This window comes from Mycobacterium sp. NGS63, assembly GCF_059812295.1.
Window position 1 is genome coordinate 463,809 of record NZ_JCALCJ010000001.1, and the last position, 11,530, is coordinate 475,338.

Annotated in this window: 8 protein-coding genes; 4 read left to right on the forward strand and 4 right to left on the reverse strand. The window is 64.0% G+C overall.

Annotated features, from left to right (window positions below; translation table 11 throughout):
• Positions 1 to 53: 53 nt before the first annotated feature.
• From AC5Y4Z_RS02245 to AC5Y4Z_RS02255, 3 genes are all read left to right on the forward strand, one after another.
• Positions 54 to 1,358 carry an adenosylmethionine--8-amino-7-oxononanoate transaminase gene (locus AC5Y4Z_RS02245; protein ID WP_499960621.1) on the forward strand — a complete coding sequence of 435 codons (1,305 nt, stop codon included), beginning with the start codon at positions 54 to 56 and terminating at the stop codon, positions 1,356 to 1,358.
• 96 nt (positions 1,359 to 1,454) lie between these two features.
• Positions 1,455 to 1,925 carry a YbjN domain-containing protein gene (locus AC5Y4Z_RS02250; protein WP_499960622.1) on the forward strand — a complete coding sequence of 157 codons (471 nt, stop codon included), beginning with the start codon at positions 1,455 to 1,457 and terminating at the stop codon, positions 1,923 to 1,925.
• A 276-nt stretch (positions 1,926 to 2,201) separates the two neighbouring features.
• A complete protein-coding gene (locus tag AC5Y4Z_RS02255; protein WP_499960623.1) occupies positions 2,202 to 2,735 on the forward strand; it encodes a PE family protein in 534 nt (177 codons plus the stop codon).
• A gap of 102 nt (positions 2,736 to 2,837) precedes the next feature.
• Here AC5Y4Z_RS02255 and AC5Y4Z_RS02260 read toward each other — a convergent pair whose 3' ends face one another.
• From AC5Y4Z_RS02260 to AC5Y4Z_RS02275, 4 genes are all read right to left on the reverse strand, one after another.
• Entirely contained in the window at positions 2,838 to 3,347 is a 510-nt protein-coding gene (locus tag AC5Y4Z_RS02260; RefSeq protein WP_499960624.1) for a PE family protein, read from the reverse strand.
• A 164-nt stretch (positions 3,348 to 3,511) separates the two neighbouring features.
• Positions 3,512 to 6,430: an MMPL/RND family transporter gene (locus tag AC5Y4Z_RS02265; RefSeq protein ID WP_499960625.1), complete on the reverse strand. Its 2,919-nt coding sequence runs from the start codon at positions 6,428 to 6,430 to the stop codon at positions 3,512 to 3,514.
• A gap of 102 nt (positions 6,431 to 6,532) precedes the next feature.
• Positions 6,533 to 9,421 carry an MMPL/RND family transporter gene (locus AC5Y4Z_RS02270; RefSeq protein WP_499960626.1) on the reverse strand — a complete coding sequence of 963 codons (2,889 nt, stop codon included), beginning with the start codon at positions 9,419 to 9,421 and terminating at the stop codon, positions 6,533 to 6,535.
• The gene (locus AC5Y4Z_RS02275) at positions 9,418 to 9,834 is read right to left on the reverse strand and encodes an MmpS family transport accessory protein (RefSeq protein ID WP_499960920.1); all 417 of its coding nucleotides are present in this window, start codon (positions 9,832 to 9,834) and stop codon (positions 9,418 to 9,420) included. Before AC5Y4Z_RS02275 ends, AC5Y4Z_RS02270 begins: the two co-directional genes overlap by 4 nt.
• Positions 9,835 to 10,255: 421 nt before the next feature.
• On the opposite strand from AC5Y4Z_RS02275, the gene AC5Y4Z_RS02280 reads away from it, so the two are divergent.
• A complete protein-coding gene (locus tag AC5Y4Z_RS02280; RefSeq protein ID WP_499960627.1) occupies positions 10,256 to 11,530 on the forward strand; it encodes a glycosyltransferase in 1,275 nt (424 codons plus the stop codon).

Sequence of the window (11,530 nt, forward strand, 5' to 3'; positions counted from 1 at the left end):
TGCTCCCCGATGGCCGCGGTTTGCGCGAACCGACTGCTCTACGCTCGATCCCTATGCGTGCGGCGAGGGCCGGGCTGACGCCCGGGCAGATCAGCGCGATCGACGCGGCGCACCTGTGGCACCCGTACAGCACCATCGGTCGGGAGGCGGTGGCGCCGGTGGTGGCCGTCGCCGCCCGCGGCGCCTCGCTGACCCTGATCCGCGACGGCGAGCCGGTCGAGGCGCTCGACGCGATGAGCTCCTGGTGGACTGCCATCCACGGGCATGGTCACCCCGAGCTGGACGCGGCGCTGACCGCCCAGCTGGCCACCATGAACCACGTCATGTTCGGCGGGCTGACCCACGAACCCGCGGCCCGGCTGGCGGAACTGCTGGTGGACATCACCCCGGCGGGGCTGCAGACCGTCTTCTTCAGCGACTCCGGGTCGGTGGCGGTCGAAGTCGCGGTGAAGATGGCGCTGCAGTACTGGCGCAGCCGGGGCCTGCCCGGCAAGCACCGGCTGATGACCTGGCGGGGCGGCTACCACGGGGACACGTTCACGCCGATGAGCATCTGCGACCCGGACGGCGGCATGCACTCGCTGTGGACCGACATCCTGGCGCGGCAGGTGTTCGCCCCGCAGGTGCCGACCGAGTACGACGCCGCCTACAGCGCGGCGTTCGAGGCGCAGCTGGCCGAGCACGCCGGCGAGCTGGCCGCCGTCGTCGTCGAGCCCGTCGTGCAGGGGGCCGGCGGCATGCGCTTCCACGACCCGCGCTACCTCGGCGACCTGCGCGACGCGTGCAACCGGCACGACGTGCTGCTGATCTTCGACGAGATCGCCACCGGCTTCGGGCGTACCGGCGAGCTGTTCGCCGCCGACCACGCCGGGGTGAGCCCGGACATCATGTGCGTCGGCAAGGCGCTGACCGGCGGCTACCTCAGCCTGGCCGCCACGTTGTGCACCTCGGAGATTGCCCGCACCATCAGCGCCGGCGCGGCGGGCGCGCTGATGCACGGGCCGACCTTTATGGCGAACCCGCTGGCCTGCGCGGTGTCGGCGGCCAGTGTCGAGCTGCTGCTCGCCCAGGACTGGCGCTCGCGGGTGGCCGGGATCGGTGCCGGGCTCGCCGCGGGGCTCGAGCCGGCGCGGGCGCTGCCCGGCGTGACCGACGTCCGGGTGCGCGGCGCCATCGGCGTCGTCGAATGCGACCGCCCCGTCGACCTGGCCGTCGCCACCCCGGCCGCGCTGGACCGCGGCGTCTGGCTGCGCCCGTTCCGCAACCTGGTCTACGCGATGCCGCCGTACATCTGCTCGGACGACGAGATCGCGCGGATCTGCTCCGCGATGGTCGAGGTGGCGCGGCTCGTCGGCTGAAATCGCGCCGTGCTCAGCGAATTCTCAGCAGATTCTTCGATGTCGGTTAGCTCGGCTCAAAGGGTCCTCAAAGTCGTCGGCCTCAGGATCTACCTCATGAACAGTGAGTCGCGCTGCGCCAAGATGATCGAACGCTACGTACACACCTCCGGGCTGCAGTTCCTCAAGGGCGAGCACGATGGCGAATACTTCTGTGTCGCCAACGCCAACGGCAGGCGGCTGCACATCCACCTCGAGATCTCACCGTCGTTCGACGACATGCTGATCGTCCGCGTCGCCCCCGCGGGCTCCTACCGCGCCGCCGATCGCCGCCGCCTGACCCGGTTGGCCAACGCGTGGAACCAGCAGAACCGCAAGGTCAGCGCGATCCTGCACGGTTGCGCTGACCCGCAACGCGTCCGTCTTGTGGTTCGCGGCTCCCGGTGGATCCGGGACGGCGCCTCGTTCGAGGATTTCGCGTCCTTCGTCGACCACACCGTTGCGGAGGCGGTCGATTTCTTTGCCGACGCGACGGTGGTTGTCGAGTTGCCCTCGACGGCACCGGCCGTGCTGCGCGACGCCAGCTGAGAGACGCGCCGCGCCGGGTACGAGGCCACCGCGTGGCCGTCGGCCCCGAGGGGTCGCGGCGCGTCGAGCTCGGCAGAAACGCGCACTGTCACGCCCGCGCCGACACATGTCCATAGCGTCACTACCAGGCAGTTTGTGGTGCTGAGGGGTTTTTTTCGTCGGATCAGCGGAAGCCGCCCCGCGTAGTTGCACTTGTGTGTAATCTCCGTTTCGGGCGTGCCCAGTCATGGTTCTTGCTTTGCCGCTGGGTCGTCGTTGACCGGGTGGAGGATAGACATGTCGTATTTGTTCACGGCGCCGGACATGATGGCGGCGGCGGCCGCGGACGTGGCTGCTATTGGTTCGACGGTCAGCGCGGCCCACGCGGCGGCGACGGTTCCGACCGTCTCGGTGCTGCCCGCCGCCGCCGATGAGGTGTCGGCGGGCATTGCGCAGATTTTCTCCGGGGCCGCCCAGGAATTTCACTCGCTCGTCGGGCAGGCGACGGCGTTCGGTGCGCAGTTCGCCCAGCACTTGAACGCGGGTGCGGGTACATATACCGCCGCCGAGGCCGTCAATAACGCGTCGTTGATGCCGAGTGCGCAGTCAATTGTCGATGTCGTCAACGGCTTTGCCGCGCCCTTCATCAATTCGATCAACAACATGGTGGCCACCGTCACGTTCATCTTGCAAAAACTCATGAGCGCAATCACACTCTCCTTCCTAGTGCCCTACGAGGCATTGGTCTTGACGTATTTGACTTTGGCTCTACTGATCGGCGCAATTCAATTGCTGACAGGGTTCCTCGGTATAAACATTCCGGTTCCATAATCAGTTTCGGTGGCGGTGGGCCGGGATCGGCCCGGGTGCCGACATCGTCGGAGACGGCGGGCGAGGCGGCGAGCTGAAATGTTTCCTCGCGCAGTGGGCCCGCTACAATCCATACTGGTTTAGCGCGCCGGCAACAAAAAGAAACAACAAAAGGGCAGTTATGGCGCCAAGGAACGGCGGGGCGCCCAGTATGACGGCAAGCGGAAAAAGCAACTCGGGATTGTCGAGGATAGGTGATATGAGTGGAAACACCACGTCTTCTATCAATTGCTGGGGCGGCGACGTGACAATAAAGCTGACAAACCCGTTCGCGTCCTGCAACAACGAGACTAAGGCGGCCTCAATGCTGGCATATGAGAATGCACCGGCAGTCAAGTGCTGCACAACCTGGTCGTTAAACGCCGCTGCCTGACCGGCTAGCACCTGATAGTTCGCGGCGTGCTGGGAGAACAGGTGGGCGATGGCTGCCGACACCTCATCGGCGGCGGCGGGTATTACCGCGACGGTTGGGGCCGCCGCGACCAGGTGGGCCGCGTTGACGTTCGAGCCGACAATTGCCAAGTCCCCTGCCGCCGCCCTCATCATCTCCGGGTCCGCGATCACATAGGACATCTCACCTCCTTGGCCGCCCACCCAGGATGCGCTCTTCCTCGGGGATTGGCATCAGTAGGGGAGTACTGCTTTTCGGCAAAATCGGCGGGAGGCGTAAAGCCCGGTCAAGCTGGAATTTCTCCAGGTCCGCCGTCGCCGGAGCCAATGAACGTGCGAACGTTGACCTAGACGGACACCTTCGGGAGTTCGACCGTGGCCGGGTCGTCGTTGGCGGGCGGGTCTTGCCTCAGCAGCAGGGACCGCACCAACGGACGCGGGCCAACATCCCGCAGCATGAAACTGGCCGGGCGCGGCCGCACCGTCTTCGGCCACCAGAACCACCGCCCGAGCAGCGCGGCGATGGACGGCGTCATGAACGAGCGCACAACCAGGGTGTCGAACAACAGGCCCAACCCAATGGTGGTGCCGACCTGGCCGATGATCCGCAAGTCGCTGAACACCATCGAGGCCATGGTGAACGCGAACACCAGGCCCGCGTTCGTCACGACCTTCCCGGTACCGCCCATGGCGCGGATGATGCCGGTATTCAAGCCGGCGGCGATTTCCTCTTTCATGCGGGATACCAGAAGCAAGTTGTAGTCAGATCCCACGGCCAACAGGACGATGACGGACATCGGCAGCACCATCCAGTGCAATTTGATGCCAAGCATGTACTGCCAGGCCAGGACCGACAGCCCAAAGGATGCACCCAGGGAAAGCAGTACCGTCCCGACGATGACGAGGGCGGCCACGAAACTCCGGGTGAGGGTCAGCATGATGACGAAGATGAGGCAGAGCGCACCAACCAGCGCGATCCACAGGTCGTATTTCGAGCCGTCGTGGAAGTCTTTATAGGTGGATGCGGTGCCGGCCAGCTGGATCTTGGCGCCCTCCAGGGGCGTCGTCTTGAGCGCCTCCTCGGCGGCCAGCTTGATCCGATCGATCCGCGCGATGCCCTCGGGCGTCGCGGGATCGCCGCGATGGGAAATGATGAATCGTGCCGCTCTCCCGTCGGGGGAGACGAAGGAAGTCATCGCGCGCTGGAAGTCCGCGTTCTGGAAGATATCCGGCGGCAGGTAGAAGGAATCGTCGTTGTGGGCGTCGTCGAAAGCCTGGCCCATGGCGGTGGCGTTCTGGGTCGTGTCGTCCATCTGCCCTAGGAACCCGGACATCGTGCTGTGGTTGGTCAGCAGGTTGGTACGCGTGGCCTCCAAGATCGCGATCATCGGCGGGAGCTGCGCGAGTATCTGCGGCAGTAGCTCGACGAGTTTCTCCGCATCCTTCAGGATGTGGTGCGTCTGGTCGGCGAGCGCATCGAGGCCGTCGAGCGAGTCGAATATGCTTCTGAGGGCGAAACAAATGGGAATGTCGTAGCAATGCTTTTCCCAGTAGAAGTAACTTCGCAGCGGCCTGAAGAAGTCCTCGAAATCCGCGAATTGAACTTCTGTCTCGTCGATTATGGCAACCATTTCTTTCGTGAGTCCGACCGTGTGCAGGGCAAGGGTGGTGAGTCGCTCCTGCAAGGCGTAGAGGCGTTTCATCACCGCAATTTGCTGGGTCAGGAGGTCGGCCTGCTTGAGCAGGTCTTTCATAGTTGTCCTGACGAACGTCATGTTTTGTAGCATGGCCGCGTTTTGCAAACTGATCAGGAAGGGTATCGAAGTGTGCTCAATCGGTGTCCCTTCGGGCCGGGTTATGCCCTGGACCCGAGATATCCCGGGCACCCGGAAGATCGCCTTGGCGAGTTTGTGCAGCACGATGAAATCGGCGGGGTTGCGAATGTCGTGATCCGCCTGGATCATCAGAATGTCGGGCATCATTCGGGATTGGGAAAAATGGCGATTGGCGGCCTCATACCCCAGGTTGGCCGGCAGGTCTTTGGGCAGATAGGACCGGTCGTCGTAGCTCGTTTTATAGCCGGGCAGTGTCACCAGCCCGATCAGCGCGACGGCCAATGTCGCGGCGAAAATGGGCGCGGGCCAGCGGACAATCGCCGTGCCGATCCCTCGCCACCGGCGTTGCGCGATCTTGCGCTTGGGGTCGCATAGCCCGAAGCGACTCCCGACGGCCAGAACGGCCGGAACCAGCGTGATGGCGATGGCGACGGCCACGAGCATGCCGATGGCGCACGGCACGCCGATGGTCTGGAAGATCGGCATCCGGGTAAAGCTCAGGCACAGCATCGCTCCGGCGATCGTCAACCCGGAACCCAAGACGACCGGAGTGACCCCGCGGTAGGTGGTGTAGTAGGCCGCTTCGGGGTCTTCGCCGGCCTGGCGGGCCTCCTGATAGCGGCCGAAGAAGAATATTCCGTAGTCGGTTCCGGCCGCCATCGACAGCGTCACGAGCAGATTGATGGCGAATGTCGACAGCACGACCATGTTGTGGTCGGCGAGAAATGCGATGATCCCCCTGGCCGAGCCGACTTCGATCCCGACCCCGACCGAGACCAGGACCGCGGTGGTGATCGAGCGGTAGACGATCAGCAGCACCACAAAGATGATCGCGGCGCCCACCAGGGCCATCTTCAGGAGTGACGCGTCGCCGCTGCGCTGCATGTCCGGAATGAGCGCCGCCGGACCGGTGAGGTGCACTTCGACGCCGGGCGGAGGCGGCTTCTGCTTCATGATGTTCCGGACCGCCGCGACGGAGTCCTTCGCCAAGGTGGTGCCCTGATTGCCGGCCAGGTTCAATTGCACATATGCGGCCTTGCCGTCGGGGCTTTGCACGCCCGCCGCCGTCAGTCGATCTCCCCACAAGTCCTGCACGTGTTCGACATGCTTCGGGTCGTTTCCTAATGCGCGAACCAATTCCCGGTAGTAGGTGCGAGCATCCTCGCCCAGTGGTTGCTGCCCCTCCAGGACGATCATGGCGAAACTGTCCGAATCGGACTCCCTGAACGCTTTGCCCATGCTCGTCATGGCTTGCACCGACGGCGCGTCTTGGGGAGCCAGCGGTACGGAGTGCTCTTCGCCGACCTGCTCCAGCGGCGGAACCGCAAAAGTCACGGTGAGCGTCAACGCCACCCAGGCCAAAATGATGACCGGTGCGAGCCTGCGGATCGTCCGGGCTACGGAGGGCGGACGGGGGTTTTCGGTGCTCATGCGGCCCTCCACCGGCAGACGGTGAAGGAGCTTGCGCCCTGTGCCACGGTGCTCCCCACGGTTGCCGGTGTGCTCAGCTGAAATTTCGCCACTGAACCGCAGCTATCTCAGCAACAGGGCACGTACCAGCGGACGGGGCCCGGTGGGACGGAGCAACGAGCTTGCGGGGCGGGGGCGCACCCGTTGCGGCCACCAGAACCACCGCCCGAGCAGCGCGGCGATGGAGGGCGTCATGAACGCGCGCACCACCAGCGTGTCGAACAGCAGACCCAGGCCGATCGACGTGCCCACCTGACCGATGACGCGAAGGTCACTGACCAGCATGGACCCCATGGTGAACGCGAACACCAGCCCCGCGTTGGTCACGACTTTGCCGGTGCCGCCCATGGCGCGAATGATGCCGGTGTTTATGCCGGCCCCAATTTCCTCCTTCATGCGGGCGACCAGCAGCAAATTGTAGTCAGATCCCACCGCCAAAAGGACGATCACTGTCATCACGAGGACCGACCAGTGTATTTGGATACCCAGCAAATCCTGCCAGGCAAATACGGAAAGTCCGAAGGACGCGCCCAGCGACAGTAATACCGTGCCCACGATAACGAGGGCTGCAATAAAACTTCGTGTGATGATCAGCATGACGATGAAGATCAGGCACAGCGCGGCGATCCCCGCGATCATGAGATCGATCGTGGATCCCCGCACCACGTCCCGCACACCCGCTGCGGTGCCGGCGAGGTAGATCTTCGACCCCTCCAGCGGGGTTCCCTTGAGCGCCTCTTCGGCCGCGCTTTTGATCGGATCGACCCGGGAAATGCCCTCCGGCGACGCAGGATCGCCCTTTTGCAGGATGAGCATGCGGACATTTTTTCCGTCCGGCGACAAGAATATCTTCATGATTCGCTGGAAGTCCTTGTCCTTGAAGGCTTCCGGCGGCAGGTAGAACGAATCATCGTTTTGAGCGGTGTCGAACGCCCTGCCCATGGCGCTCGCGTTACTGCTGTCGTCGCCCATGTTTCCGAGCACCCCGGACATGGTGCTGTGCATGGTGAGCAGCATGGTCCGCGAACTCTCCATGATCGAGATCATCTGGGGCATCTGAGCGAGTACCTGCGGCAGCAGCAGGTCGACCTGGCCAAGGTCTGCTACCACATCGCCCAGCTTGTCGGTTACCGCGTCAACGCCGTCGAGAGCATCGAATACGCTTCTCAGCGAAAGGCAAATCGGAATGTCGTAGCAGTGCTTTTCCCAGTAGAAGTAGCTGCGGATCGGCCTGAGAAAATCCTCGAAATCCGAAATATGGTCTCGCAGCTCGTTCGTGAGGCTCTGTATGTCGCGCGTCGTGGTGACCATGTCGTGCGTCGTAGCGACCAACTGCTCCGTCAGGCCATATAGGCGCCGCGTGATGTTGATCGCTTCCCCCAGCATGTCGGCCTGCTTGAGCATGTCCTTGAGCCGCGCCTTCTGAAAAAACAGGAATTGCTGCTGGCCGGCGACTTGCATGCTGAGGAAATACGGTGTCGTCGTGTGCTTGATCGGGGTTCCCTCGGGCCGGGTCACGGCCTGCACCGAGGAAATGCCGGGCACGGCGAGGACCGCCTTGGCGAGTTTCTCCAACACCAGAAAATCGGCCGGATTGCGCAGGTCGTGACCGGTCTCGACCAACAGGATCTCGGGCGTCATCATCGCCGATGGGGGAAAATGTCGGGCCGCGGCCTCATACCCCAAATTGGCGGGGATGTCCTTGGGGATGTACTGCTGGTCGTTGTAGCTGGGTTTGTAGCCGGGCAGCGTCAACAGTCCGACAAGCGTGACCGCCAGGGCGGCGACGAGAATGGGCCCGGGCCATCGAACGATCGCCGTGCCCACCCGTCGCCAGGCGCGGGCGTGGGTGTTTCGGCGAGGCTCGAATCGGCCGAACCGGCTTCCGATGGTCAGAACCGCCGGAATCAGCGTGACCGCGACCGCGACAGCGACCAAGACGCCCACCGCGCATGGGATGGCGAGTACGTAAAACGAAGGCAATCGCGTGAAGATGAGGCAGAAGAGCGCCCCGGCGATCGTCAAACCCGAGGCCAGCACGACCTTGGTGACCCCATGGTACGTGGTGTAGTACGCCGTTTCCGGGTCCTCGCCGGCCTGACGCGCCTCCTGATAGCGGCCGACGAAAAATATCCCGTAGTCGGTTCCGGCCGCGATCACCAGGGATACCAGCAGGTTAACGGCGAAGGTGGTAAGACCGATGGCCCCGTGATGGCCGAGAAAGGCGACCATTCCCCGCGCCACTTGTAGCTCGATCCCGACCACCAGCAACAGCAGAACGACGGTGACGATCGATCGGTAGACGAGGAGCAACGTGATGAAGATGACCGCGATGCTCACCGCGGTGATCGTGGCGACGGTTCTGTCGCCGCTGTGGCTCATGTCCGCGTTGATCGCCGCGGGTCCGGTGACATACGCCTTGACTCCCGGCGGCGCCGGCGTGCGCGCGACGATGCGTTGAATGGCTCCGATCGAATCGTTGCCCGCGGTCTGGCTCGCGTTGTTGGCGAGAACCACCTGAACGTATGCGGCCTTGCCGTCGACGCTTTGGGCGGCGTGTCTGGTTAGTTCGTCGCCCCAGAAGTCCTGGACGTATGCCACATGCTTCGGATCGTCTCGCAACTGGGCGATCAAGCGCTCGTAGTACTTGTGGGCGTCGTCGCCGAGGGGCTGCTGACCCTCCAACACGATCGAAGCCATTGCGGCGGAACCCGATTGACGAGATTGGTCAGCAGACTTGAAGTCCTCGTTCATCCGCTGTGCCGCCGTGACGGACGGCGCGTCGGTCGGATTCAGGGATACCGAATGCTCGCTCTCCACCTGCTCCAATGAGGGGACGCAGATAACCAGGAAAGCGATGAGCCCCAGCCACGCCAAGATGATGGGCACCGAAAACCGACGGATCGTCCGCGCGACAAACGGTCGACTGCTGTGTAGCTGGTCGTTGCTCATGCGGCGTTCAGCGAGCAGGACGTAAAGGCGCTGACCTCGTGCGTGGTCTTCTCCGCCTTGACCACGCCGTCGAGCAGGATGCGGCAGCCGATGCTGTCACTGTCGCCCTGCGCCGCGACGCTTCTCATGCCCGTCGACGCGGTGATGGCGAACTCGAGTGACCACGGCAGGCTCGCCCCCTCGATATGCTGCGGGTCGCCGTTGGCGCCGAAATAGCTGATCAGGGCCACGGTCCCGGGCGGTCCGAAGACCTCGTATCTGAGCTGCGGGGGGTTATAAGGTTTGTTGTCGACCCTGGTGTCGGCGTACGAGAGGCTTTTCTCAGAGCCGAACAGGCCGTGCAGTCGCGACACGGTCAAGCCTCCGACGGCGATCACCACCAGTACGACCAGCGGGATCCATAGTTGCTTCAGCGCTCGGAGGACCACGGATCCCGTATTTCGGCGAGTCTTTCCCGATCCAACTTGTGCCCGAGGCTCGGACGGCGGCTCGCCGACACGCCGGGGCGCGGGCGGTTGGTTAGCGTCTTGGCCGCTTCCGGCGGGGAGATCGGGCCACGCCGGTTCGACATCGCTCACACTGCCCCAGACCACCGCACCACCCTAGCTGACACGAGTTTAATTACGGCTCCAAACCATACTGGCGGTCCGCAGGTGCCGACCGGGATTTGTCCGTGATTTAAGGAAGTTCTCAGTGTCGGCGTCCGGCCACCCGATCGGTGTGGTGCGTTAGATCCCCGGCCCCGGCTATTGGGTTATGCTGCCGCACGCCGAGCGAGGCTGCGGCTTTCGTTTCGCAGCAGGCGCACGAGAACTGAAGGGCCAGGATGACGCGATGAAATTTGTGCTGGCGTTCTATGGAACTCGCGGCGATGTCGAGCCCGGTGTCACCGTCGGCCGTGAGTTGCTGCGCCGCGGGCACGACGTGTGCATGGCCGTCCCGCCCGACCTGGTCGCCTTCACCGAGGCGACGGGGCTCGCGGCGGTCGACTACGGGCCGGATGTGCAGGCCTGGCTGGAGTCGACGCGTAATTTCTGGACGTTTTTCTTCCGGAACTTCTGGAGGGTTCGGGATGTACTCGCGTTTTTGCGCGAATCTCGGGCACCCGGTACGCAGCGTTGGGGCGAGATGAGCACCCTGCTGACCTCGCTGACGGACGGGGCCGATCTGCTGGTGACCGGCATGAGTTACCAGGAGCTTGCCGCCAACGTCTCGGAGTATCGCGGCGTGCCGTTGGCAACCCTGCTTTGGTTCCCGATCAGGGTCAACGGCCGCCTCCTCCCGACCCTGCCGCCGCCGCTGATCCGTTCGGCGATGAGGGTCTACGAGTGGCTGGTATGGCGCGGGGTGAAAAAGGTCGAGGGCGCGCAGCGCCGCGAACTGGGCCTACCGGAGGCCAGCTGTCCCGCGCCGCGGCGCATCGCCGAACGCCGATCGCTGGAAATACAGGCGTACGACGAGGTCTGCTTTCCGGGGCTTGCGGACGAATGGACGAAATGGGATGGGCAGCGGCCCTTTGTCGGCACACTGACGATGGAGTCGGCGACGGACGCCGATGACGAGGTGGCCGCGTGGATTGCCGCGGGAAAACCGCCGATTTTCTTCGGGTTCGGCAGCATTCCGGTCGAGTCTGCCGCCGACACGATCGCCATGATCGGCAGGGCTTGTGCGCAGTTGGGAGAGCGGGGGTTGGTTTGTGCCGCCGCGACCGACTTCAGCGACGCCCCCCGTTTCGAACACCTCAAGGTGGTGGGCGCGATGAATTACGCGACGATTTTTCCCGCCTGCCGCGCCGTGGTACACCATGGCGGCGCGGGCACCACGGCCGCGAGCCTGCGCGCCGGAGTCCCCACCCTGATCTTGTGGATGGCGGACGTACAGCTGATCTGGGGAGCGGCGGTCAAACGGCTGAAAGTGGGTACTGCCCGCCGCTTTTCGGCTACCAGTGAGAAGTCGTTGGTCGCGGATCTGCGCACCATACTCGCCCCGGAATACCGCGACCGGGCCCGCGAGGTCGCCACTCGAATGACCAAACCCGCCCAGAGCGTTGCGACCGCCGCCGATCTTTTGGAGGATGCCGCGCGTCTCAAGCTCGTTGGCTCAGCGTAA

Excerpts from the sequence above, each read along its gene's own strand:
- AC5Y4Z_RS02265 (WP_499960625.1), bottom strand. The coding sequence starts at position 6,430 with ATGAGCACCGAAAACCCCCGTCCGCCCTCCGTAGCCCGGACGATCCGC.
- AC5Y4Z_RS02280 (WP_499960627.1), top strand. The coding sequence starts at position 10,256 with ATGAAATTTGTGCTGGCGTTCTATGGAACTCGCGGCGATGTCGAGCCC.
- AC5Y4Z_RS02260 (WP_499960624.1), bottom strand. The coding sequence starts at position 3,347 with ATGTCCTATGTGATCGCGGACCCGGAGATGATGAGGGCGGCGGCAGGG.
- AC5Y4Z_RS02270 (WP_499960626.1), bottom strand. The coding sequence starts at position 9,421 with ATGAGCAACGACCAGCTACACAGCAGTCGACCGTTTGTCGCGCGGACG.
- AC5Y4Z_RS02255 (WP_499960623.1), top strand. The coding sequence starts at position 2,202 with ATGTCGTATTTGTTCACGGCGCCGGACATGATGGCGGCGGCGGCCGCG.
- AC5Y4Z_RS02250 (WP_499960622.1), top strand. The coding sequence starts at position 1,455 with ATGAACAGTGAGTCGCGCTGCGCCAAGATGATCGAACGCTACGTACAC.
- AC5Y4Z_RS02245 (WP_499960621.1), top strand. The coding sequence starts at position 54 with ATGCGTGCGGCGAGGGCCGGGCTGACGCCCGGGCAGATCAGCGCGATC.